At 70.3% G+C, this 22,499-nt stretch carries 17 protein-coding genes; 10 read left to right on the top strand and 7 right to left on the bottom strand.

The genetic code is table 11. From position 1 onward, the window contains the following. Nucleotides 1-46 precede the first annotated feature (46 nt). From AC2XR2_RS38055 to AC2XR2_RS38030, 6 genes are all read right to left on the bottom strand, one after another. Nucleotides 47-1,264, bottom strand: coding sequence for a hypothetical protein (locus tag AC2XR2_RS38055; protein ID WP_491517572.1), 1,218 nt, complete (start codon nucleotides 1,262-1,264; stop codon nucleotides 47-49). 132 nt (nucleotides 1,265-1,396) lie between these two features. Further along, nucleotides 1,397-2,416: a Gfo/Idh/MocA family protein gene (locus AC2XR2_RS38050; protein WP_491517571.1), complete on the bottom strand. Its 1,020-nt coding sequence runs from the start codon at nucleotides 2,414-2,416 to the stop codon at nucleotides 1,397-1,399. A gap of 11 nt (nucleotides 2,417-2,427) precedes the next feature. Then, nucleotides 2,428-3,330, bottom strand: a complete 903-nt coding sequence (locus tag AC2XR2_RS38045; RefSeq protein ID WP_381295809.1) for a sugar phosphate isomerase/epimerase family protein — start codon at nucleotides 3,328-3,330, stop codon at nucleotides 2,428-2,430. A 1-nt stretch (nucleotide 3,331) separates the two neighbouring features. After that, nucleotides 3,332-4,252, bottom strand: coding sequence for an ATP-binding cassette domain-containing protein (locus AC2XR2_RS38040; RefSeq protein WP_381295807.1), 921 nt, complete (start codon nucleotides 4,250-4,252; stop codon nucleotides 3,332-3,334). Nucleotides 4,253-4,260: 8 nt separating this feature from the next. After that, nucleotides 4,261-5,340 (bottom strand): ABC transporter permease, encoded by a 1,080-nt coding sequence (locus AC2XR2_RS38035; RefSeq protein ID WP_449350432.1) that lies wholly within the window; start codon nucleotides 5,338-5,340, stop codon nucleotides 4,261-4,263. Next, nucleotides 5,340-6,359, bottom strand: coding sequence for a sugar ABC transporter substrate-binding protein (locus AC2XR2_RS38030; protein ID WP_491517570.1), 1,020 nt, complete (start codon nucleotides 6,357-6,359; stop codon nucleotides 5,340-5,342). The genes AC2XR2_RS38035 and AC2XR2_RS38030 overlap by 1 nt, the downstream gene beginning before the upstream one ends. A 258-nt stretch (nucleotides 6,360-6,617) precedes the next feature. Here AC2XR2_RS38030 and AC2XR2_RS38025 point away from each other — a divergent pair, with 258 nt between their 5' ends. The 4 genes from AC2XR2_RS38025 (at nucleotide 6,618) to galE (ending at nucleotide 11,396) form a co-directional block, all read left to right on the top strand. Then, nucleotides 6,618-7,472 (top strand): PfkB family carbohydrate kinase, encoded by an 855-nt coding sequence (locus AC2XR2_RS38025; RefSeq protein ID WP_491517569.1) that lies wholly within the window; start codon nucleotides 6,618-6,620, stop codon nucleotides 7,470-7,472. Nucleotides 7,473-7,541: 69 nt separating this feature from the next. Continuing rightward, nucleotides 7,542-9,416 (top strand): 3D-(3,5/4)-trihydroxycyclohexane-1,2-dione acylhydrolase (decyclizing), encoded by a 1,875-nt coding sequence (iolD, locus tag AC2XR2_RS38020; RefSeq protein WP_491517568.1) that lies wholly within the window; start codon nucleotides 7,542-7,544, stop codon nucleotides 9,414-9,416. A gap of 37 nt (nucleotides 9,417-9,453) precedes the next feature. Next, entirely contained in the window at nucleotides 9,454-10,239 is a 786-nt protein-coding gene (locus AC2XR2_RS38015) for a GntR family transcriptional regulator (protein WP_491517567.1), read from the top strand. Between the two features lie 107 nt (nucleotides 10,240-10,346). Continuing rightward, on the top strand, nucleotides 10,347-11,396 hold the full coding sequence (galE, locus tag AC2XR2_RS38010) for a UDP-glucose 4-epimerase GalE (RefSeq protein ID WP_491517566.1): 1,050 nt from the start codon (nucleotides 10,347-10,349) through the stop codon (nucleotides 11,394-11,396). Between the two features lie 39 nt (nucleotides 11,397-11,435). Here the strand turns inward: galE and AC2XR2_RS38005 are convergent, their stop codons facing one another. After that, the gene (locus AC2XR2_RS38005; protein WP_491517565.1) at nucleotides 11,436-13,238 is read right to left on the bottom strand and encodes a glycoside hydrolase family 15 protein; all 1,803 of its coding nucleotides are present in this window, start codon (nucleotides 13,236-13,238) and stop codon (nucleotides 11,436-11,438) included. 295 nt (nucleotides 13,239-13,533) lie between these two features. Here AC2XR2_RS38005 and AC2XR2_RS38000 point away from each other — a divergent pair, with 295 nt between their 5' ends. The 6 genes from AC2XR2_RS38000 to AC2XR2_RS37975 are packed head-to-tail and all read left to right on the top strand — an operon-like array spanning nucleotide 13,534 to nucleotide 22,161. Further along, the gene (locus AC2XR2_RS38000) at nucleotides 13,534-14,418 is read left to right on the top strand and encodes a glycosyltransferase family 2 protein (protein ID WP_491517564.1); all 885 of its coding nucleotides are present in this window, start codon (nucleotides 13,534-13,536) and stop codon (nucleotides 14,416-14,418) included. A 43-nt stretch (nucleotides 14,419-14,461) separates the two neighbouring features. Then, nucleotides 14,462-14,992, top strand: coding sequence for a hypothetical protein (locus AC2XR2_RS37995; protein WP_491517563.1), 531 nt, complete (start codon nucleotides 14,462-14,464; stop codon nucleotides 14,990-14,992). Then, on the top strand, nucleotides 14,989-17,322 hold the full coding sequence (locus tag AC2XR2_RS37990; protein WP_491517562.1) for a hypothetical protein: 2,334 nt from the start codon (nucleotides 14,989-14,991) through the stop codon (nucleotides 17,320-17,322). The genes AC2XR2_RS37995 and AC2XR2_RS37990 overlap by 4 nt, the downstream gene beginning before the upstream one ends. A gap of 47 nt (nucleotides 17,323-17,369) precedes the next feature. Next, nucleotides 17,370-19,730, top strand: coding sequence for a glycosyltransferase family 4 protein (locus AC2XR2_RS37985; RefSeq protein WP_491517561.1), 2,361 nt, complete (start codon nucleotides 17,370-17,372; stop codon nucleotides 19,728-19,730). Further along, nucleotides 19,727-20,968, top strand: coding sequence for a glycosyltransferase family 4 protein (locus AC2XR2_RS37980; RefSeq protein WP_491517560.1), 1,242 nt, complete (start codon nucleotides 19,727-19,729; stop codon nucleotides 20,966-20,968). The genes AC2XR2_RS37985 and AC2XR2_RS37980 overlap by 4 nt, the downstream gene beginning before the upstream one ends. Beyond that, complete coding sequence (locus AC2XR2_RS37975) at nucleotides 20,965-22,161, top strand: glycosyltransferase family 4 protein (RefSeq protein ID WP_491517559.1); 1,197 nt, start codon at nucleotides 20,965-20,967, stop codon at nucleotides 22,159-22,161. Before AC2XR2_RS37980 ends, AC2XR2_RS37975 begins: the two co-directional genes overlap by 4 nt. Nucleotides 22,162-22,499 lie beyond the last annotated feature (338 nt).

The following is a 22,499-nucleotide window of genomic DNA, read 5'->3' as shown; positions in this document are numbered from 1 at the left end:
CGCCCGTTGCCGACGCTCCAGCGCGGGTGGGCCCAGGGGGCCGGTCCTAGGTGTCTCGGAGTTCGGCCAGTTCGCGGCGGGTGATGGACTCCTTGTCGGTCTGGCCCAGTTCGGCCAGTACGTCGGCCAGGCAGGACAGAGCCGAGGTCAGCTCGGTCGTGCCGTGCGGCTTGCGGGCCTCGGTCACCGCCGCCGCGGCGCAGGCGCGGGCCTCGGCCGGGTCGCCGGTGGCGGTGTGGCAGCGGGCGAGGTCGACCAGGAGCCGTACCCGCAGGGGCAGCACGATCTCGGGGACGGTCCATGCGAGGGGCCCGCGCAGCGCCTCCCGGGCCTCGGGGCCCACCCCGAGCGCGTCGCCGTACCGCCCCAACACCCGTAGCACACCGACGAGTTCGGCGAGCACCTGCGGCCGCACCAATTCCACATGCGCCAACTCGCGGAGCGACATGGCGGCGAGGAGCGCGGCGCACTCCTCGTAGACGGCCACGGACTCCTCGTGGCGGCCGACCTCGGCGAGCAGCATCCCGTACGTCCGCAGGGCGCCGGGCAGGCTGCCGAGCGCCCGGTCCCGGCGGTCGGGGGCGGGCAGCCGGCGGTAGGCCGCCACACTGGCCCGCGCCACCTCCACGGCCTCCTCACCCCGGCCGACACCCGCGAGCGCCTGCGCCCGCACGTCCCCGACGAACGCGACCACCGCCACGGACACCCCGCCCGCCACCTCGACCACGCCCCCGGAACTCGCACCCGCCTGCGTGCCGCCCGCGGCGACCACCTCGTCCGCGCCCCCACGCGCCCTCACAGCGGCCGGTTCCTCCGAGGCCTCATGCGCCTGCGCGCCCCGCCCGCCGACCACCTCATCCGCACCCGGCACCCGCGCGCCCCGCACAGAGGCCACCTCATCGGCACCCGACACCTGCACGCCCCGCCCGTCGGCCGCCTGGCCCGCACCCAACGCCTCCGCGCGCCGTCCCCCGGCAACCTCACCCGCCGCCGCGTACGCCTCCTCGTACCGGCCCAACAGCAGCAGCGCGTGGGCGCGCAGGGCCAAGGCTCGGGTCAGGCCCTCCGTGTCGGGCGTGGTGCCGTAGGCCGTGATCGCCTCTTCCGCCCAGGCCAGTCGTCGGGCGGGTGACGGTGGTGGCAGGCCCGCCCAGGACGGTGTGGCGCAGTACGACAGCGCGGCGCCGAGCAGCGGTCCGCCCTTCTCCGGCGCCCACCTGGCCGCAGCGCGCGGCAACGGCAGCAGTATCCGTACGAGTCCCATACGCACCCCCTCGCCGCCCCGCCGAGGACAGCCGCGCCATGGTGGCACAGGGGGTCACGAAGATGCCGGGATTCCCGGAGTACGTAGCGAGCACGGGGGAACTTCGCCGAACTCCCCCCGTACGGCGGCCGGTCAGCCGTACAGCGCGGGCCGTTCCACGAGCTCCACGGCCACCCGGCCCCCGTCGTCCAGCGACCGCACGCCCGCCTCGCACACCGCGGCCGCCGCGTAGCCGTCCCACACACTGGGCCCGGTGACCTGGCCCCGGCGGGTGGCGTCGACCCATGCCTGGACCTCGCGGTCGTAGGCGTCGGCGAAGCGTTCGACGAAGTCCTGGGCGATGGTGCCGCCCCAGCGCCCTGCCATGTTGGTGACCATGGCGTGGCCGTCGCCGACGCGGGCGGTGCCGCGTTCGCAGACCACCTCGGCCTGAACCTGGTAGCCGAAGCCGCAGTTGACGAAGATCTCGACGTCGCTCAGGGCACCGCCGTCGGTCTCGAAGACGACGAACTGCGGGTCCTGGAGGCCGTCCGGGGCGTTCGCCGAGGCCGTCGGGCGCAGCACGGTCACGGCGGTGATCTCGTGCCCGAGCAGCCAGCGGGTCACGTCCGTCTCGTGCGCCACGGAGTCGCTGATCAGCATGGAGCTGGTGAAGAAGGGCGGGCTGGCGGCGTTGCGGTGCCGGTTGTGCACCATGAGCGGCCGCCCCAACTGACCCGTCTCCAAAAGGGACTTGAGCCTCATGTACTCGGCGTCATAACGCCGCATGAAACCCACCTGGACGCGCCGCCGGCCGAGTCGCTGCTCGGCCTCCAGGACGCGCAGCGCGGAGGCCGCGTCCGGGGTGAGCGGCTTCTCGCACAGCACCGGCAGATCGTGTTCCAGGGCCAGGAGCAGCGCCGCCTCGTGGGCGGGTCCGGAGGAGGCGATGAGGACGGCGTCCACGTCGGCCGCCGTCATCGCGGAGGCCGGGTCGCTGTAGGCGGTGCAGCCCGCCACGCGGGCGGCGACCTGCTTCGCGCGGTCCGCGTCGAGGTCCACGACGGCGCTCACCCGGGCGCCGCTGACGACCTCGTGGATACGGCGGACATGGTCGGCGCCCATCTTGCCGGTGCCGATGACGGCGACGCCGAGGGTGCCTCGCTCGGTCATGGTCCTCCCTCTCAGGCGCCGCAGGACCTCAGGAACTTACGGGTGCGCACCGCGATCGGCAGCGGCTTGTCCGGCTCGCACGGGTACATGTCCTGTTCGACGATCGCGAACAGCTCCACGCCGAGTTTCTGCGCGGCGACCAGCACCGGCTCCAACTCCGGTACACCGGACGGCGGTTCGCACATCACCCCGCGCTGGACGGCGGGACCGAAGGGGACCTCGTTCCTCACGACGTCCGCGAGGATCTCCGGGTCGACCTGCTTGAGGTGCAGATAGCCGATGCGTTCGCCGTAGGTCTCGATGAGCTTGACGCTGTCGCCGCCGCAGTACGCGTAGTGCCCGGTGTCCAGGCAGAGGTTGACGAGTTCGGAGTCCGTCGAGTCCAGGAAGTGCTCGACGTGGTCCTCGGTGTCGAGGTGGGTGTCGGCGTGCGGATGGACGACGAGGTCGAGTCCGTACGCCTCCTTCACCTCGTGGCCGAGGCGTTCCATGCCCTTGGTGAGATGGGCCCACTGCTCGTGGGTCAGCTCCGGGGGCTCCAGGATCTCCGCGGTCTTGTCGTCCCGCCAGAAGGACGGGATGACCACGAGATGCCGGGCCCCCATGGCCTGGGTGAGCGCGGCGACCTGGCTGACGTGCTCCCAGGTCGGCTCCCAGACCGAGGGGCCGCGGTGCAGCCCGGTGAAGACGGTGCCGGCCGACACCTTGAGGTCGCGGCGGGCGATCTCGTCGGTCAGCCGGGCCGGGTCGGTCGGCAGATAGCCGTACGGCCCCAGCTCGATCCAGGAGTAGCCGGCCTCGGCGACCTCGTCCAGGAAGCGTTCCCACGGCACCTGCGCCGGGTCGTCGGGGAACCAGACGCCCCAGGAGTCCGGGGCCGAACCGACGCGGATACGGTCGAGCGGGGCCGCCATCTCAGGACTTCCCCTCGCCGCCGGCCGCCACGGTGAGGTCTTCCTCTTCCGGGAGGGCTTCGGTGTCGACGCCTCGGACCTGGGACAACTCGTGCTTGAGCGCGGCGAGTTCGGCACCGCCCGCCATGTGGTTGGTGAGTTCTTCCAGGGTGATCTGGTCGCGGGCCGCGGAGAGCTCCATGGTGCCCAGGCGCAGCACGCTGAAGTGGTCGCCGACCATGTAGGCGTGGTGCGGGTTGTGGGTGATGAAGATGACGCCCAGTCCGCGGTCGCGGGCGGCGGCCACGTACTTGAGGACCACGCCGGACTGCTTGACGCCGAGCGCGGCGGTGGGCTCGTCCAGGATCAGCACCCGGGCGCCGAAGTAGACGGCGCGGGCGATCGCCACGCACTGGCGCTGGCCGCCGGACAGGGTGCCGATGGGCTGCTCGAGGTCGTCGAGGATGATGCCCATGTTGCGCAGTTCCTCGTCGGCGGTCTTCTTCATCGCCTCGATGTCCAGGCGGCGGATCGGCCAGGGCCCCTTGGTCATCTCGGAGCCCAGGAAGAAGTTGCGCCACACCGGCATCAGGGGAACGACGGCGAGGTCCTGGTAGACGGTGGCGATGCCCTTGTCGAGGGCCTCGCGCGGGGTGGAGAAGCGTACGGGCTGTCCGTCGACGAGGAACTCGCCCTCGGTGTGCTGGTGCAGCCCGGAGATGATCTTGATGAGGGTGGACTTGCCGGCGCCGTTGTCCCCGAGCACACAGGTGACCTGGCTGGGCCGGACCTGGAGGCTGACCCCGTGCAGGGCCCGGATGTTGCCGTACGACTTGCCCGCGTTGCGCAGCTCGACGATCACTCCGTCGGTGCCGGGGGCGGTGTCGGGGGTGTCGGCGAGGATGGCGCCGTGGGTGCCGGCTTCTTCGTTGCTGTTGGTCATGGGGTGGGTCACCTCCGGGTCGCCGCGCGGCTGACCCACAGATTGATCAGGACGGCGCCGAGCAGCATCACGCCGAGGAAGGCCTTGAACCAGTCCGGGTTCCAGTTCGCGAAGACGATGCCCTGCTGGACCATGCCGAACATGAACGCCCCGAACACCGGGCCGATCGCCGAACCGGCACCACCGGTCAGCAGGCATCCGCCGATCACCGCGGCCGAGATGTAGATCAGCTCCTGGCCGACCCCTTCGCCCGACTGCACGGTGTTGAAGGAGAACAGGTTGTGCATGCCGACGAACCAGGCGCCGAAGCCGACCAGCATGAACAGCGAGATCTTCGTGAACGTCACCGGCACACCGACGGCTCGCGCGGAGTCCTTGTTGCCGCCGACGGCGAAGATCCAGTTGCCGTACTTGGTGCGCAGCAGCACCCAGGTCGCCAGCGCGGCGAAGACCAGCCAGTACACGATGGTGATCTTGATCTGTACGCCGCCGACGGTGAAGGAGTTCGCGAACACCTTCCTCGCCTGGTCGAAGCCGTCCATGTTGCTGATGTCGTCGGTGGCGACGTTGTCCGTGACGAGCTTGGTCACGGCGAGGTTGGCGCCCTGGAGGATGAGGAAGGTGCCCAGGGTGATCAGGAAGCTGGGCAGACCGGTCTTGACGACCAGCCAGCCGTTGAGGAACCCGATCGCCAGCGACACCAGGAGGGCCACGAACACGCCCGCCCACACGTTCAGGGTCAGCTGGAAGGCGAACATCGACGCGGTCAGTGCCGAGGTGATCACCGCGACGCCCGACGACAGGTCGAACTCGCCGCCGATCATCAGCAGGGCGACCGGCAGGGCCATGATCCCGATCGTCGACGACTGGTACAGGATCGTCGCCATCGAGCTGCCCTCGCGCACGGGCGGCGCGGCGATCAGGAAGAACACCCACACCGCCACGGCGCCGAGGAAGACCCCGACGTCGGGACGGGCCAACAGACGTATGGCGAGCGGGCGTTCAGCGGTCCGCCCGTCCTTGACCTTGCCGGGGCCGGAGGCCGGCGGTGTGGTCACCGCCGGCTCGGCGTGCTGGGTCATCCCCATCACCTGGTGCCCTTCGCGGCGAACTTGGCCACGGTCTCGACGTTGGACTTGTCCACGAAGGCCGGACCGGTGAGCACCGGCTGCTCGCCGCCGCCCATGTAGTTGCCGTTGTTCTTGTAGAGCCACAGCGAGTCGATCGCCAGGTAGCCCTGGAGGTAGGGCTGCTGGTCGACGGCGAACTGGATGGTGCCCTTGCTGATGGCGCCGGTCAGGTCCTTGTTGAGGTCGAAGGTGGCGATCTTGGCCTTGCTGCCCGCGTCGGACACCGACTGCACCGCGGTCAGCGCGAAGGGCGCGCCGAGGGCGACGACGTAGTCGATGGACTTGTCCTGGGAGAGCTTGGCGGTGATCGTCGACTTCACGGACGGCATGTCGGTGCCGTTGACGTTCAGCGTCTGGAGCTTGCCGGTGAAGGTCTTCTTCACACCGTCGCAGCGCTGGGTCAGGCCGATGTTGCCCTGCTCCTGGATGACACAGACGGCGTTCTTGGCGCCCTCGTCGTTCAGCCGCTTGCCGAGCGCCTCACCGGCGACGGTCTCGTCCTGGCCGAAGAACTCCATCAGGCCGAGCTTCTGCCACTCGCTGACACCGGAGTTGAGGCCGACGACGGGTATGCCGGCCGCCTTGGCCTTGGAGACGACGTCCTTGAGGGCGTCGGGCTTGGCGAGGGTGATCGCTATGCCGTCGACCTTCTGGTCGATGGCGTTCTGGACCAGGTTGGCCTGGGCGGCGGCGCTCGGGTCGGCCGAGTAGACCAGCTTGACGTTGTCCTTGTCGGCGGCGGCCTGGGCGCCCTTGCGGACGATGTCCCAGAACGTGTCGCCGGGAGACTGGTGGGTGACCAGCGCGATGGTCATCCGGGGCGTGGTGGCCTTGCCCGCGGAGGCGCCGTCCGCGCTCTCCTCGGACTTCTTGCCGCCCGAGCTGCTGGAACAGCCGGCGAGCGTCAGGGCCGCGGCCGCAGCGAGGGACACGACGGGAGCGAATCTCCGCGAACGGGAGAGAGAAGAGCGGTCCATCTTTCCTTGCACCTCACTGTGCGACGGGGAGAACGTCGGGAAAGGGGGCGGGATCTGTGAAAACGCGCCAACTTGCGTTGGGACGGGATCCAACTCCCCTGGCGCGGCCGCTGTCAATACTTTGTTAAGACATCATTTCACGAACAGGTCCGAATGTAAGTACAAACTATTGACAGCGTCGCCCTTCGAGTCCTACACCTGGGGGGCAACGGGCCCGAAGGGCCCCGCGTCCCCAGCCCGGATCGAGGAGCGTCGCGCATGGTCGAGCCAGTGCAGCAGTTCGACGTGATCAGTATGGGCCGTATCGGAGTTGATCTCCACCCGCAGCAGTCGGGGCCCGGGACCGCAAGGGGCCGGTCCTCGGGGCACGTTCTCGGGGGCTCGGCCGCCGATGTCGCGGTGGCCGCAGCCCGGCTCGGCCGGTCCGCCGCGGTCATCGCCCGGACCGGGACCGACGCCTTCGGCACGTATCTCCACCAGACCCTCACGGAGTCCGGCGTCGACAGCCGCTGGGTGACGGCCCAGGAATCCGGATCCGCCCCGGTCACCTCACGTGAGGCCGCCTACGAGCTCGACTGCTTCGCCATCCGCGCGGCCCGGATCTTCTGGATCACCGGGACCGGGCTGAGCGCGGAGCCGAGCCGCTCCGCGACACTCGCCGCCCTGAAGTGCCGCGACCGGACGAGCACCACGGTCTTCGACCTCGACTGGCGGCCGGCGCTGTGGAACGGCACGGCACAGGACGCCGCGCAGGAAGCCCGTCCGTACTACGCGGAGGCCCTGCGTCACGCGACCGTGGCGATCGGCACCGTCGACGAGTGCGAGATCGCCACCGGCGTGCGCGAACCGCGGGCCTGCGCCGAGGCCCTGCTGGCCGCGGGCGTGGAACTGGCCGTGGTGAAGCAGGGTCCGAAGGGCGTGCTCGCCGTGCACCGCGACGGCACCACGGCCGAGGCCCCGCCCGTCCCGGTGCCCGTGGTCGACGGCCCCGGCGCGGGCGACGCCTTCGGCGGCGCGCTCTGCCACGGACTGCTGTCCGGCTGGGACCTGGAGCGGACCGTCCGGTACGCCGGCACCGAGGCCGGCGCCCTCCTGAACGGCGTCTCACCGTGACGGACCGAGCCCCGCGCCAGAACTGACACCCACACCTCCTCGCCACCACACCGCACCGGAGAAGTCCTGATGAGCACCACCACCCGCCTGACCGTCGCCCAAGCCCTGGTGCGGTTCCTGTCCGTCCAGTACACGGAGCGGGACGGCGTACGGCACCGGCTGATCGCCGGGACCTGGGGCATCTTCGGCCACGGCAACGTGGCGGGCATCGGCCAGGCCCTCCTGGAGGCCGGTGAGGACGCGATGCCGTTCCACCAGGGCCGCAACGAGCAGGCCATGGTCCACGCGGCCGTCGGCCACGCCCGCCAGCTGAACCGGCTGTCGGCCCAGGCGGTCACCACCTCGATCGGCCCGGGCGCCACGAACCTGGTCACCGGCGCCGCCCTGGCCACCATCAACCGCCTCCCGGTGCTGCTCCTGCCCGGCGACTACTTCGCCACCCGCCCCGCCGACCCGCTGCTCCAGCAGCTGGAGCACCCCACCGGGGCGGACGTGTCGGTGAACGACACCCTGCGCCCGGTGTCCCGCTTCTTCGACCGCATCCACCGCCCCGAGGCCCTCATCCCCTCCGCCCTCCAGGCCGTGCGCGTCCTGTCGGACCCGGCCGAGACCGGCGCGGTCACCCTCGCCCTCCCCCAGGACGTGCAGGCGGAGGCGTACGACTGGCCCGAGGAGTTCTTCGCCGAGCGGGTGTGGCGGGTACGACGCCCCGCGCCCGACCCGGTGGAGCTGGCGGAGGCGGTGCGGGCGATCCGCGCGGCCGCGCGCCCGGTGATCGTGGCGGGCGGCGGGGTCCACCACAGCGAGGCCGAGGAGGCCCTGAAGGCCCTCGTGGAGACCACCGGCATCCCCGTCACGTCCACCCAGGCGGGCAAGGGCTCGCTGCGCCACGACCACCCCGCCGACCTGGGCGGCATCGGCCACACCGGCACCGCCGTCGCCGACGACCTCGCGCGCACCGCGGACCTGGTCATCGGCGTCGGCACCCGCTACTCCGACTTCACCACCGCCTCCGGCACCCTCTTCCAGAACCCGGACGTGCGCTTCCTCAACCTCAACATCACCGCCTTCGACGCCCACAAGCTGGCCGCACGGACGGTCGTGTGCGATGCGCGGGCAGGTCTGGAGGCACTGGCGTCGGCACTGGCCGGCCACCGCGTGGACGCGGCCTACGAGGCCGAGTACGGCGCGGGCAAGCAGCGCTGGGAGCAGGTCGTGGCACGGGCCTACGAGGCCGCCGACGAGAACGCCGTACCGACCCAGACCCAGCTGCTCGGCGCGCTGGACGCGGTCGTCGGCGACGAGGACGTGGTCATCAACGCGGCCGGTTCGCTCCCCGGCGACCTGCACAAGCTGTGGCGGGCCCGCAGCGCGCGCCAGTACCACCTGGAGTACGGCTACTCCTGCATGGGCTACGAGATCCCGGCGGCCATCGGCGTCCAGCAGGCCACCCCGGACACGCCGGTGTGGGCGCTGGTCGGCGACGGCACCTACCTGATGATGCCGACCGAGCTGGTCACCGCCGTCCAGAAGGGCCTGCCGATCAACCTGGTCCTCATCCAGAACCACGGGTACGCCTCCATCGGCGGCCTCTCCGAGACCGTGGGCGGCGAGCGCTTCGGCACGGCCTACCGCTACCGGACCGCCGACGGCACCTTCAGCGGAGCCCCGCTCCCGGTCGACCTGGCGGCCAACGCGGCGAGCCTCGGCATGGACGTGCTGCGCGCCAAGACCGTACGGGAGCTGCGCGAGGCCCTGGCCGCGGCCCGCGCCTCGGACCGCCCGACCTGCGTCTACGTCGAGACGGACCCCGTGAACCCGGCCGCTCCCCCGACAGAGGCCTGGTGGGACGTGCCGGTGGCTCAGACGGCCTCGCGCGAGGCCGCGGTGGCGGCGCGGACGGAGTACGACCGCCGGACGGCCGCCCGCCGCACCCACCTCTGACCACCCGCCCCCTGCCCCTCCGAGGGAGGTACCCCCCATGGCGAAGCTCCGCGACACCTCTCGGGCCGCGACCGCGCCCGCGCTCGACTGCCTGGACTTCGCCCTGGACCGGGGCAGTCCGGTGCCGCTGTACTACCAGCTCGCCCGGCAGCTGGAGGAGGCGATCGAGCACGGCGTGCTCGCCCCGGGCAACCTCCTGGGCAACGAGATCGACCTCTCGATCCGCCTCGGCCTGTCCCGTCCGACCGTCCGCCAGGCGATCCAGACCCTGGTGGAGAAGGGCCTGCTGGTCCGCCGACGCGGGGTGGGCACACAAGTGGTGCACAGCCAGGTCAAGCGCCCTCTGGAGCTCAGCAGCCTCTACGACGACCTGGAGGCGGCGGGGCAGGGTCCGGCCACGCGGGTGGTCCGCAACGAGACGGTGCCGGCGTCCGCCGACGTGGGCGCCGCGCTGTCCCTGCCGGAGGGCAGCGAGGTGATGCTGCTGGAGCGGCTGCGCCTGACCCACGGCCAGCCGGTGGCACTGCTGTGCAACTACCTCCCCGCCGGGCTGCTCCCGCTGGACAGCGACCGCCTCGAGAGCACCGGCCTCTACCGCATGCTCCGCACCGCCGGCATCACCCTGCACAGCGCCCGCCAGACCATCGGCGCCCGCCGCGCCACCCCGGAGGAGGCCGCCCGCCTCGACGAGCAGGAGGGCACGGCGGTCCTGACCATGCAGCGCACGGCCTACGCCGACACCGGCCGCGCGGTCGAGTACGGCACCCACATCTACCGGGCCTCCCGGTACGCGTTCGACTTCCAGTTGCTGGTCAGGCCGTGACGGGCCGTGGAGCACCGGCTTGACGCCGGACCCACAGTGGGCGCACAGTCGTACACATACGCCGTAAACATACGACGTTGCCTGTCGCGTCGCCGGAGCGTCCCGCCATGCCAGCAAGCGAGCCTGTTCCGTCGACCGTCCTCGTCACCGGCGGGGCCGGTTTCATCGGCAGCCATGCCTGCGTCGAACTCCTCGACCACGGCTACGAGGTCATCGTGGTCGACGACTACTCCAACAGCACGCCCCAGGTCCTGGCTCGGGTGGAGCGGCTCGCGGGGCGGTTCGTCGGCGCGGTCTACGAGCTGGACATCCGGGACCGGCGCGCCCTCTCCGCGGTCTTCGAACGCCATTCCGTGGACGCCGTCGTGCATTTCGCCGCGCACAAGTCCGTGTCCCGGTCGACCCGGTTGCCCGTGCAGTACTACGACAACAATGTCGGCGGCACCACGACGCTGCTGCACACCATGCACGAGCACGGCGTGCACCAGCTCGTGTTCTCCTCCTCCGGCTCGGTCTACGGCGACGCGGACCACGGCCCGCTCGACGAGAGCACCCCGCCCCGCCCCACCAACCCGTACGCGGCGTCCAAGTGGCTGTGCGAGCAGGTCCTCGCCGACGTCTGCCGGTACCACCCCGAGTACACGGTGATGTGCCTGCGGTACTTCAACCCCACCGGCGCCCACCCCAGCGGGCTGCTCGGCGAGGACCCACGCGGCGAGCCCGACCACCTCATGCCGAACATGGCACGGGTGGCCGCCGGCCGACGGGAGCGGTTGCGGGTGTTCGGCGTGGACTATCCGACCCCCGACGGCACCGCGATACGTGACTACATCCACGTCATGGACACCGTCCACGCCCACCGCGTCGCGCTCGACCATCTCACCGACGCACCGGGCATGCATGTGTACAACCTCGGTCGGGGCAGCGGCAGTTCGGTCCTCGAGGTGATCGCCGCGTTCTCCGAGGCGTGCGGGAGGGCGGTGCCGTACGAGATCGCGCCCCGGCGTCCGGGCGACGTGGCCGAACTCGTCGCCGACCTCTCCGCCGTGGAGCGCGCCTGGGGCTGGCGCCCCACCCTCGGCCTCGCCGACATGTGCCGGGACGCGTGGCGTTTCCAGGACCTCAACCCCCATGGATACGCCGGGTCGGCGCGATGACCGAGGCCGGAGGAAGCGTGAGCCGGAGCCCGGCTCGGGTCAACGCCGTTCCGGCGTTGCCCCCGCCGCGGACAGTGCGAACGCCGTCTCTATCAGAGCGATGTGACTGAATGCCTGGGGAGCGTTGCCCAGTTGGCGGCCGGCGTCCGGGTCCCACTGCTCGGCGAGCAGTCCGACGTCGTTGCGGACGGCAAGGACGCGCTCGAACGCTTCCCGGGCCTGCGGCGGCCGGCCGGTTTCGGCGAGGGCGTCGGCGTACCAGAGGGAACAGGCGACGAACGCGCCCTCGCCACCGTGCATGCCGTCTGCCGTGTACGAGCGGGTGTCGCCCTGCGCGTACCGCCGTACGAAGCCACCGTGGCCCAGCCCGCGCATGGCCCTGACCGTTGCGCGCACCCGCTCGTCCCGGGCCGGCAGGAAGCCGAGCCGGGGCATCAGCAGGGCCGAGGCGTCCAGTGCCGAGGAGCCGTAGGACTGCACGAAGGACTGCCGCATCGGGTTCCAGCCCTCGCGGCAGACCTCGCGGTGCACCTGGGCCCGCAAGGCCCGCCACTCGCCCGATGCGCCTTTTCGGCCCAGCAGTTCGGACATGCGCAGGGCGCGGTCGGCGGCCACCCATGCCATCACCTTGGAGTGCACGAACTGTCGCCGGGGGCCGCGCACCTGCCACAGTCCTCGATCGGGTTCTCGCCAGTGCCGTTGCACGAAGCCCATCAGTTCTTGGACCAGATCCCAGACGTGGGCGGGCATGGGGACGCCGGCCCGTAGCGACAGCCACAACGCGTCCAGTACCTCGCCGTACACGTCGAGCTGGAACTGGCCCACCGCCGAATTCCCGAACCGCACCGGCCGCGATCCCTCGTAGCCGGGCAGCCAGGGCGCCTCGCTCTCCGGCAGCAGGCGCTGCCCCTCGACGCCGTACACGGTCTGCAGATCGGCCGGGTCGCCCGCAATGGCCCGCACCAGCCAGTCCAGCCACGCCGTGGCCTCGGCGTGGTAGCCGCTGCGCAGCAGGCAGGACAGGGCGGCCGTGGAGTCCCGCAGCCAGCAGAACCGGTGGTCCCAGTTGCGTTCGCCGCCGATGCAGCCGGGCAGCGATGTGGTCGGCGCGGCGACGATGCCGCCGGTGGGCGCGTAGATGAGCGCTTTGAGGGTGATCAGGGAACGCACCACGGCGTCCCGCCAAGGGCCCTGGTAATTGCACTGGCCACTCCAGTGCCGCCAGAAGTCGACGGTCTCCTTGAGCACGGTCTCCGCGGGCACGGACAGCGGCGCGGGCGGTTCCCCACGGTGCGAGGGCGCCCACGCCAGCGTCAACGCCAGCCGGTGTCCGGCCGGGACAGTGATCTCCCATGCGGTGGCGGCCCCGTCGCCGACCGCGCGCACCGGCTTGTCGGCGCCCAGCCACATGGCATCGGGTCCGGCCACCGCGACCGTGCACTCGCCGATGTCGCGGACCCACGGGACGACCCGGCCCTGATGGAACCGCAGCTGCAGTTCGCTGCGCACCGCCACCTCCCCCGCCAGGCCCTCCACCACCCGCACGATGCAGGGCAGTTGATACCTGGGCGGCATGAAGTCCGTGACGCGCACCGTTCCGGTAGGGGTCTCCCACACCGAGTCCAGCACCAGCGTGTCCGACCGGTAGGCACGCCGCGTACACGGGCCGCCGGAGACGGGCGCCACCCGCCAGAACCCGTGGTCCTCGGTGCCCAGCAGGGCGGCGAGGCACGCCGGTGAGTCGAAGCGGGGCACGCACAGCCAGTCGACGGAGCCGTCCCGGCCGACCATGGCGGCGGTCTCCAGGTCACTGAGGAAGGCGTAGTCCTCGATGGGGGGCATGGCGCCTCCAGATGTCTGCCGGCCACGAAACGCCCCTGCGCGGGCGGCCGACGACCGTGTCGTCCGCGCCCAGCGATGGGCACTCCGCCCACATCCGCGATCTCCATCAGATTACGCCGTATACGTACATCGTACCAGGACGGACGCCTCCCCCCTTGACCGTGGCACTTCCGCGTGCAAAGTTGAACGTATACGTCGTAAGCGTACGAAGTTCATATACGCGACATGCTTACTTTCAGGCCCGGCCCGACGAAGCGAGCGCGGCCGGCACGGGCTCAAGCGAGGAGGGCCCACGATGAGCGGACCAGACATCCCTGTCTCCCTGCCGACGAGCGGGCGGAAGTGGTCGGGCGACGGCCCGGTGAAGCTCTCCATCGTGATGGCGGCGTACAACGAGGAAAGGACCGTCACGGCAGCGATCGATGCAGTGCTCGCTCATGAGTATCCGTGCGAGATGGAACTGATCGTCGTCGACGACGGCAGCAGTGATCGCACTCCGCTCCTACTGGCCCAGCATGCGAATCCCGTGGTGACGACGCACAGACACTCCCGCAACCTCGGCAAAGGCGCAGCCCTGCTCACGGCGGGGCGACTGGCCACCGGAACGCACATCCTTCCGTTCGACGCCGATCTGGAGTATTCGCCGGACGACATTCCGCGCCTCCTGGAGCCCGTCCTCCAAGGGCGTTGCGATGTCGTCTACGGAGCGCGCCTGTTCGGGCTGAACACGGTCTACCAGTCGTACCGATACGCCCTGGGGAACGAGCTGATGACGCTCGTGGCAAATGTGATCTTCGACGCGCATCTGGCTGATATGCATACGTGCCTGAAGCTGATCCCGCTGTCCCTCTTCCGCTCCCTGCATTTGCATTCCCGCGGCTTCGGGCTGGACACCGAAATCACCGCCAGTCTGCTTCGTCTCGGCATCCGCCCGTTCGAGGTTCCGGTGAGTTACTACAGCCGGTCGCACGCAGAAGGAAAGAAGATCAGTTGGCAGGACGCCCTCAACTGCTTTCGCATTCTGGGCAAGGTCCGCTTCATGCGCAGGGAGCGTGTCGGACCCAGCGGTGCAGCCCCGCGGGCACACGTGCTCGCATACCCGATGACCAAGCCGAGCATGGACCCGCTCAGCCGCTGGGCTCCGAGTCGGCATGACGTCCGCAGGCCGTCCGAGCGTTGACCGCCGGATCGCGGGAGCTGGGTGAGCTCGGGAGGAAAGCACTATGAGCCCTTTCCTCGGCAACCTCAAGACGCCGTCGCAGCACCAACCGGCGCCCGTCAGCCACGCGCGTCCGGATCCTCGACGTCGCCGTCACCCGGTCCTGGTCCGCAATGTCGTGGTGCTGCTGGTCATCCTGGTCGTCTGCGCGGTGACCATCTGGGCGACCCCGGCCGTCCGCCGTGAGTTGCGCGAATCGTTCACACGGCTGCCCAGTTCCTACACCGAGTTGTACTTCACGAGTGCGCCGAGCGTCGGACACGCCCAGGTCTTCGTCCCGATATCGGTCGTCGGCCATGGGGACAGCACACGGACCTACCGGCTCCGTGTGTGGCTCGAGTCATCCGACGGCCGTACGACGGCGTCGACCGCGACCACGCTCGCCGGGCGGCTCAACGCTCCGGCGTCGACAGTTGTGCGCCTGCCGCTGCGGCCGGGCACCGCAACCGTCCATGTCAAGCTGCTCGACCACTCCGAAACACTGCACTTCCGGTTGGGAGCCCCCGGCTCCAAGAACTCCGAGGGCTCACCATGACCGCCGTCGCAACCCTTGCGGCACGGGCGACAGGACGCCGTGCGGTACTGGGCGGCACCGCGCTCGCCGCTCTCGTCGAGCTCCTGCCCGGGCCCCCCACCGCGCTGCTGACGCTCGCCGGTCTCTGGCTCCTGCTCGGTGCGCCGACCGTGCTGTGGTACGGCATCGCATCTCGGGTCGTGTCGACCCGCGACGGCCGGGTGCTGCTCGCCATCGGCCTCAGTGTCATCACCGCCATCGTCGTCGCCCTGGTGGTGAACACCGCCCTGCCACCCATCGGTATCGGGCAACCGCTCGCTCGCGCGCCACTCGCGGTCGCCTCCGCGCTGGCCGTGGCCATCATCGCGGTCGCGATGGATCCGCCGTCGGAGCGCTTGGCCGACAGCCTCGCCCGGTGGCGCGAGAGGCGTACCCATGACCTGCCACCAGGTCTCGTCGCGGTGTCGGCCCTCGGCACCGTCACACTTGCCCTGTCGGTCGCGGGCCCCATCCGGCTCAACAACCAGTCCGGCTCAGCCGTCAGCGTCGCCGCGATGGTCGCCGTCGCGCTGCTTCTCGCGCTCCTCATGTGGCGACGTCGGCATTACGCGGCCCCCGTTGTGGTCCTGGGCCTGTTCTTCGCGGCAGCCGGACTCCTTCTCCTCACCTCTCTGCGCGGCTGGTACATCACAGGCCACGACATCCAGCACGAGTTCGAGGTCTTCCAGCTGACGGCCACCGGCAACCACTGGAACATCAGCTCCTACCGCGATACGTACAACGCCTGCATGAGCATCACCCTGCTGCCGACGTCGCTGGTACGGCTGACGGGGATCTCCGGCGTTTACGTCTTCAAGGTCGTTCTGCCGCTGCTCTTCGCCCTCACGCCGGCTCTGGTCTATCGCTCGGTACGGAATGTCGCGCCCAGCCTCGTCGCGCTGCTGTCGGCCGTCTTCCTCATGATGTTTCCGACGTTCTTCACCGACATGGTGTTCATGGCGCGCCAGGAGGTCGCCTTCCTCCTGCTCGGGTGCGCCATGGTGGTGCTGACCGAGACAGGCCGCCCGGTCGGCAGACGGCGGGTCGCCTTCACGGTGCTGGCCCTGGGCATCGTCCTCTCCCACTACTCCACCACCTACATCATCGTGGTGACCTTGACGCTGGCGTTCGTCACCGACCTGGTGTGGCGGCTGTGCTCGCGGCTGAGAAGACGAACGTCGCCGGCGACCGTCCAGCGGAGCTTCGTCACCTGGTGGATCATCGCCGCCACAGCGGTCGCCGCAGTCGTCTGGACCGGCCCTGTCTCCCATACGGGCGGGCAACTGGAGACGTCGGTCACGACGACGGTGCGTGATCTGCGAAGCGGGCAGGCGTGGAACCGGTCTTCGGACGTGTCGTACAGCCTCATCGGTGGGGAGCAGGTCAGCCCGGCTCAGCGACTGCGTGAGTACCGCGCCGACACCGTGCGCCAGCGGGAGGGCGCCAAGGCGGGCGGTGACTATCTGCCGTTGAGCGTGGTCGACGCCTACCCTCTTCGGCCCGAACCGGAGCAGGTCCAACCGCTCACGCCGGTGGGCCGTGCCCTCCAGGACAGCGGTGTCGATGTGGTGGCGGCGAACAGCGGCTTCCGCGCGATCACCGCGATGCTGCTGCAACTGCTGCTGGTCGTCGGTGTCGCGACGACCTTGTGGGGGCGGCGGAAGGCATTCCGCCCGACACGTGATCAGGTCACGCTGACCGTCGGCGCAGGCGCCGTGATCGGAATGCTCACCCTCCTGCCGCAGGCTTCCATCGACTACGGAGTGCTGCGTTCGTTCCAGCAGGGTCTTTTCGTCTTCGGCCCGTTCATCGCGGCCGGACTGGTGTGGATCTGCCGGTGGGCCGGGCGACGGCGGGCGGCCCCGCTGGCGTGCGCGCTGTCGTTGGTGCTCTTCCTCGACCTCGTCGGTGCCTTGCCGAAACTGTTCGGCGGCTATCCGCCGGTGCTGAACCTCGACAACGCCGGCCACTACTACGACAACTACTACATCCACCCCGAAGAGCGCAGCGCGTTCACCTGGCTGCTGGCCCGTGCCCCAGGACAGCAGGTGAACATCCAGCCGCAGGATCAGACGGACCGCGTCGCCTTCAGACGACTGCAAACCCAACTCGGCACCCACGTGTCGAACGGAATCCATCCGTTGCTCATCAAGAAGGACTCGTACGTCTTCCTGGGCTTCACGACAGTCCGCAAAGGCGAGGCAGCGGTCTATTACCACGGCGACGGGGTGCCCTATCGCTATCCGGCCGCCTTCCTGGACGCAACCAAGAACAAGGTCTACAGCAGTGGCGGGGCGGAGATCTTCCGTTGATCCGCAATTCATCGGACGTCCCGGCACACGGCAGATCGGAGGTCCCCATGGCAGCGCGCACCGTCCTGCTCGCGTCGCCGCGCGTCGAGCCGGACCCGGGCGAGGTGGAGCACTATGTGGGGCAGCTCGCACGGTCGCTGCGGTCGCGGCACGGCTGTCGCGTGGTGATCGCGACGACCGCTGCCGAAGGGTCCGCCGTCGCACGGTACGAGAGCCTCGGTGGGGCCCCGGTTCACTGCCTCGCGGTGCCTCGAACGGATGCGCGAACGCCCTGGGGGCTTCACTGGCGGCGCGGTCTTCGCCGCGTCATCGAGGTGGAAGGGGTTGATCTGGTCAACGTGCACACGCGCACGTCGGCGCCCCTCTTCGCCGACGCCGTCGCGCGAGCCTGCGGGGATCTGCCGTTCGTGCTGACGTGCCACGCGGGGACGATCCGCAGCGGGCAGGCGGTGTCCGGCACATGGCGCGCGAGGCACGAGCGTACGGTGCTGGCCCGGACCGTGGAGCGGGCGCATGAGGTGGTGTGCTCGTCAGGCTCGGCCGCCGCCGACCTGCCCGACCTCTTCGCCGGACGCTCGACCACGATCCTGCCCGGCGTCGATCCGGGGCTCTTCGCCCCGAGCCCGGTGCCCGACACACCGCTCATCGTGTTCTCCGGCCCGCTGGAGCGCGCCGCCACCCACCAGCAGCTGTCCGATCTGCTGCGGGCGATGAGTGTGCTGTCCTGCACGGTTCCGGATGTGCGTCTGGAGGTGGTGAGCTGGGATTCCGCAAGGAAATGGGATTCCTCAAGGAGCGAGTACGAGCGGCTGGCGCGTCGGCTGGGCCTGGACGGCCGTGTGACCTTCACCGGGCGGCCGGCGGACCAGGAGCCGGCCGCGGCCTATCGGCGCGGCCGAGTCCTGGCGCTGCCCACGCACCACGACTCCTCTCCCGACGCGGTCCTCCAGGCAATGGCGAGTGGGCGCCCGGTCGTCACCGCTCCGGTCGACGGCGCCTCTCCCTTCATGACACACGGCGACAACGGCCTGCTCGTCGCGCCGGGGGATGTAGCGGGGCTGACCGAGGCAATCGGCTCCGTGCTGACCGACCACGCGCTTGCCCGGCGTCTGGGTGCGGCGGGCCATGAGCAGGCGGCCCGTGAGCTGTCATGGGAGCGCCAGTCGGACCGTACAGTCGAGGTTTTCGACCGCGCCGCAGACCACGGCCGCCGGATACCCACGGTCGCCGTCGTGGCTCCCAACTACTTCCCGAAGATCGGCGGCGTCGAGAACTACGCGAGGCGCGTCGCCCACGCGGTCGCCGAGGATCCCGCGATGCGGGCCGTCGTCATCACCGCACACCCGAGCAGGTGGCGCAGCTCGGTCGGGGTCGACGGCGACGTGCCCGTGCTCCGCCTGGGGACATGGGCGCGCCATCTCAACACTCCGATCAGTCCGCTGTGGCCGCTGCAGCTGCGCCGCTGGCTGCGCCGCCTCGGCGTCGACCTCGTCAACGCCCATGCCCCGGTCCCCGGTCTGGGAGATCTGGCGGTCGCCGTGTCCGGGCAGCGCCCGGCCGTGCTGACCTACCACGCCGGATCGATGGTCCAGGGGCACAAGGACGTCGATCTCCTGGTCACCGCATACGAGCGGTTTGTCCTGCCGCGCGTCTTCTCGCGCGCCCGTGTGCTCGTCGCCAGTTCACCGGTCTCGCTGGCCTTCGGCCGCCCGGGGGCCGTCGAGATCACGCCGGGCGTCGATGTGGACCGGTTCACGCCGGGCCCGCCGGCCTCGACGCGGTCCCGCACGATCGTCTACGTGGGGCGGCTGGACCGCGCGTCTCCATGGAAAGGCGTCGACGTCCTGCTCCGGGCGTTCGCGGCCCTGACCGACCTGCCCGACGTGCGGTTGCGCCTCATGGGCGGTGGGGACGCGCTCCCCGACCACATCGCGGATGCGGAGAGGCTCGGCATCGCCGACCGTGTGGAGTTCGCCGGCCGTGTCCCCGCTGACACCCTGCTCGACGCACTGCGGTCCGCTTCCGTGCTCGTACTGCCCTCGCAGACCGATGCGGAGTCCTTCGGAACCGTGCTGGTCGAGGCGATGGCCTGCGGCACTCCTGTCGTGGGTTCGGACGCGGGAGGCCCACGGCATGTGATCACGCCGGGCGTCACCGGGCTGCTGTTCCCGCACGACGACCCTGATGCGCTGGCCGCGGCCTGTCGGCGGCTCCTGCTGAACGGGGAGCTGGCCGACCACATGGGCGCAGCCGGCCGACGGCGCGCGGTCGAACGATACGCCTGGCCGGCCCTGACCGAGCGCTACCTCCGACTGTTCCGATCGCTGCTCCCTGCGACACCGGCGCCGGGCAGGGCGCCACAGAGTCCCTCGACAGCGGCCCTGACGGGAAAGGCAATGCTGCGATGAAAAACGCCCAGGAGCATCAGTCCGACGCCACTTCCGAAACGGCCGACCGTATCCGCGGCCGCACCCACAGCCCGGTGCGTACTGTCGCGATCGTCGCACCGTACTACCCGCCGCACATCGGTGGCTCCGAGAACTACGCCGCCCAGGTCGCCCGCGCGGTCGCCGACGACCCGGCGATGCGGGCCGTCGTGATCACCTCGAACACCACCGGGCGGCGTACGACGTTCGGCGTCGACGAACGTGACGTGCCGGTCATCAGGCTGGGGACCTGGGCACGCTTGTCCAATACACCGGTGAATCCGCTGTGGCCGATGCAACTGCGCCGCTGGCTGCGCCTTCTCAAGGTCGACGTCATCAATGCGCATGCCCCGGTCCCGGGCCTGGGGGATCTGGCGGTCGCCGTGGCCGGGCGGCGCCCGGCCGTGCTGACGTACCACGCCGGATCGATGAGCAAGGGCCGTAAGAACGTCGACCGTCTGATCCGCTGGTATGAGCGGCACATACTGCCCCGGGTGTTCTCGCGGACCCGTGCGCTCGTCGCCGTCTCACCGGTCTCACTGGCCTTCGGCCGTCCGGGGTCCGTCGTGATCACGCCGGGTGTCGACGTGGTCCGGTTCACGCCGGGCCCGTCGGCTTCGACGCGGCCGCGTACCGTCGTCTACGTGGGGAGGATGCTGCGCGCCTCATCCGAAAAAGGGATCGATGTCCTGCTCCGGGCGTTCGTGTCCGTGGCCGAACTGCCCGACGCACGGCTCAGACTCGTGGGCGGCGGCGATGCCCTCCCCGATCACGTCGCGCTGGCAGAGCAGCTCGGCATCAGCGACCGCGTGGAATTCACCGGCGAGATTCCGGATGACGACCTCGTCACCACGATGCAGAACGCTGCCGTGCTCGTACTGCCCTCGCTGTCGGAGGTGGAGTGCTTCGGCATGGTACTGGCCGAAGCGATGGCCTGCGGCACGCCCGTGGTCGGGTCCGATGTGGGGGGCATCCCCCACGTCATCGCGCCGGACGCCACCGGGCTGCTCGTGCCACCGGGGGACACGGATGCGTTGGCTGCGGCCTGTCGGCGGCTGTTGCAGGACGGCGACCTCGCCGACCGGATGGGCGCGGCAGGCCGACAGCGGGTCGTGGAACATTTCGCCTGGCCGAATCTGACCGGCCGATACCTCCAACTCTTCCGATCACTTCTGACTGAAGCACCCGACCCGCGCGAGAAGGAGGCCGGGAGAGGATGACGACCGTGTGGAAGCCCGATGCCGTCCGCGCGCCCCAGGGAGCCGACCGTTCCTCAGGCGGACGCCACGGCCCGGTCCGCACTGTCGCCGTCGTCGCGCCCAACTTCTGGCCGAGGATCGGCGGCGCGGAGAACTACGCGAGGCGCATCGCGCGCGCGGTCGCCGACGACCCCGCCATGCGAGCTGTGGTCATCACCGCGAGCCCGGTCGGGTGGCGCACCTCGGTCAGCCTCGACGGCGACGTGCCGGTCATTCGGCTGGGGACGTGGACGCGCCGGTTGGTCAACGCGCCAGTGAGCCTGCTGTGGCCGCTGCAGTTGCGCCGCTGGCTGCGAAGGCTTGGCGTCGACATCGTCAACGCGCATGCACCGGTGCCCGGCCTGGGAGATCTGGCAGTCCTGCTGTCCGGGCGTCGCCCGACCGTGCTGACGTACCACGCCGGATCGATGATCAAGGGTCACAGGTACCGCGACCGCCTCCTCGGCGGGTACGAAAGGCTTGTGTTGCCGCGCGTGTTCTCACGGGCCCGTGCACTCGTCGCCGTCTCACCGACCTCGCTGGCCTTCGGCCGCCCGGGGGCCGTCGTGATCACGCCGGGCGTCGATGTGGACCGGTTCACGCCGGGCCCGCCGCCTTCGACGCGGCCACGCACGATCGTCTACGTCGGTCGTATGGACCGCGCGTCGTCGTGGAAGGGTGTCGATGTCCTGCTCCGGGCGTTCGTGTCCCTGGCCGAACTGCCCGACGTACGGCTCAGACTCGTGGGCGGCGGGGATGCCCTCCCCGATCACGTCGCGCTGGCTGAGCAGCTCGGCATCACCGACCGCGTGGAATTCACCGGCGAGCTCACCGGGGACTCGCTCGTCACGGCGATGCAGGGTGCCGCCGTACAAGTCCTGCCTTCGCTGACGGAGGCCGAGTGCCATCCGATGGCAGTGATCGAAGCGATGGCCTGCGGCACGCCTGTGGTGGGGTCCGATGTGGGGGGCATCCCCCACGTGATGATCCCAGGTGTCACGGGACTGCTGTTTCCGCCCGGGGGCGCTGACGCACTGGCTGCGGCCCGTCGGCGGCTGTTGCAGGACGGCGACCTCGCCGACCGCATGGGCGCAGCAGGCCGCCGGCGCGCGGTCGAACGATACGCCTGGCCGGCCTTGACCGACCGCTACCTCGAGCTCTTCCGATCGCTCTGAGGATCCGCCACCGCGTGGGCACAGGCCTTCGAAGCCGGAGGCACCCCCTTGACCATGGGGCGAAACATCACCAATATTGACGTATACGACGTAAATATACAGTCTAGATGTCACTCACCAGACGTCACCGGTCCTGTCCCGGGTGGGCGGTCGACCGACGCCTGAGAGGGGACGCAGCATGCGCATAGTTCCCGGCCGACGGCCGGACGCTCCCGGCGGCGCCACCGCGGCGGCCTCGTCACCGTTCGCGGGTGCCGGACCGGCCACCACGCCGCCCGTCAGAGCGACCCGCGCGACGCGTCGAGCGCTGCGCGCGGCCCGCTCCGTCGGCCGGGCTG

It is taken from the genome of Streptomyces sp. LS-MS-L19, from assembly GCF_058382285.1.
This window is presented reverse-complemented; position numbering and strand designations above follow the sequence as displayed.

What these genes read in the sequence shown, in the direction of transcription:
- AC2XR2_RS38000 (WP_491517564.1), top strand. Translation starts at nt 13,534, where the DNA reads ATGAGCGGACCAGACATCCCTGTCTCCCTGCCGACGAGCGGGCGGAAG.
- AC2XR2_RS38045 (WP_381295809.1), bottom strand. Translation starts at nt 3,330, where the DNA reads ATGGCGGCCCCGCTCGACCGTATCCGCGTCGGTTCGGCCCCGGACTCC.
- AC2XR2_RS37985 (WP_491517561.1), top strand. Translation starts at nt 17,370, where the DNA reads ATGGCAGCGCGCACCGTCCTGCTCGCGTCGCCGCGCGTCGAGCCGGAC.
- AC2XR2_RS38035 (WP_449350432.1), bottom strand. Translation starts at nt 5,340, where the DNA reads ATGGGGATGACCCAGCACGCCGAGCCGGCGGTGACCACACCGCCGGCC.
- AC2XR2_RS37975 (WP_491517559.1), top strand. Translation starts at nt 20,965, where the DNA reads ATGACGACCGTGTGGAAGCCCGATGCCGTCCGCGCGCCCCAGGGAGCC.
- AC2XR2_RS38050 (WP_491517571.1), bottom strand. Translation starts at nt 2,416, where the DNA reads ATGACCGAGCGAGGCACCCTCGGCGTCGCCGTCATCGGCACCGGCAAG.
- AC2XR2_RS38030 (WP_491517570.1), bottom strand. Translation starts at nt 6,359, where the DNA reads ATGGACCGCTCTTCTCTCTCCCGTTCGCGGAGATTCGCTCCCGTCGTG.
- AC2XR2_RS37995 (WP_491517563.1), top strand. Translation starts at nt 14,462, where the DNA reads ATGAGCCCTTTCCTCGGCAACCTCAAGACGCCGTCGCAGCACCAACCG.
- AC2XR2_RS38025 (WP_491517569.1), top strand. Translation starts at nt 6,618, where the DNA reads ATGGTCGAGCCAGTGCAGCAGTTCGACGTGATCAGTATGGGCCGTATC.
- AC2XR2_RS38055 (WP_491517572.1), bottom strand. Translation starts at nt 1,264, where the DNA reads ATGGGACTCGTACGGATACTGCTGCCGTTGCCGCGCGCTGCGGCCAGG.
- AC2XR2_RS38005 (WP_491517565.1), bottom strand. Translation starts at nt 13,238, where the DNA reads ATGCCCCCCATCGAGGACTACGCCTTCCTCAGTGACCTGGAGACCGCC.
- iolD (WP_491517568.1), top strand. Translation starts at nt 7,542, where the DNA reads ATGAGCACCACCACCCGCCTGACCGTCGCCCAAGCCCTGGTGCGGTTC.
- AC2XR2_RS37980 (WP_491517560.1), top strand. Translation starts at nt 19,727, where the DNA reads ATGAAAAACGCCCAGGAGCATCAGTCCGACGCCACTTCCGAAACGGCC.
- galE (WP_491517566.1), top strand. Translation starts at nt 10,347, where the DNA reads ATGCCAGCAAGCGAGCCTGTTCCGTCGACCGTCCTCGTCACCGGCGGG.
- AC2XR2_RS38015 (WP_491517567.1), top strand. Translation starts at nt 9,454, where the DNA reads ATGGCGAAGCTCCGCGACACCTCTCGGGCCGCGACCGCGCCCGCGCTC.
- AC2XR2_RS37990 (WP_491517562.1), top strand. Translation starts at nt 14,989, where the DNA reads ATGACCGCCGTCGCAACCCTTGCGGCACGGGCGACAGGACGCCGTGCG.
- AC2XR2_RS38040 (WP_381295807.1), bottom strand. Translation starts at nt 4,252, where the DNA reads ATGACCAACAGCAACGAAGAAGCCGGCACCCACGGCGCCATCCTCGCC.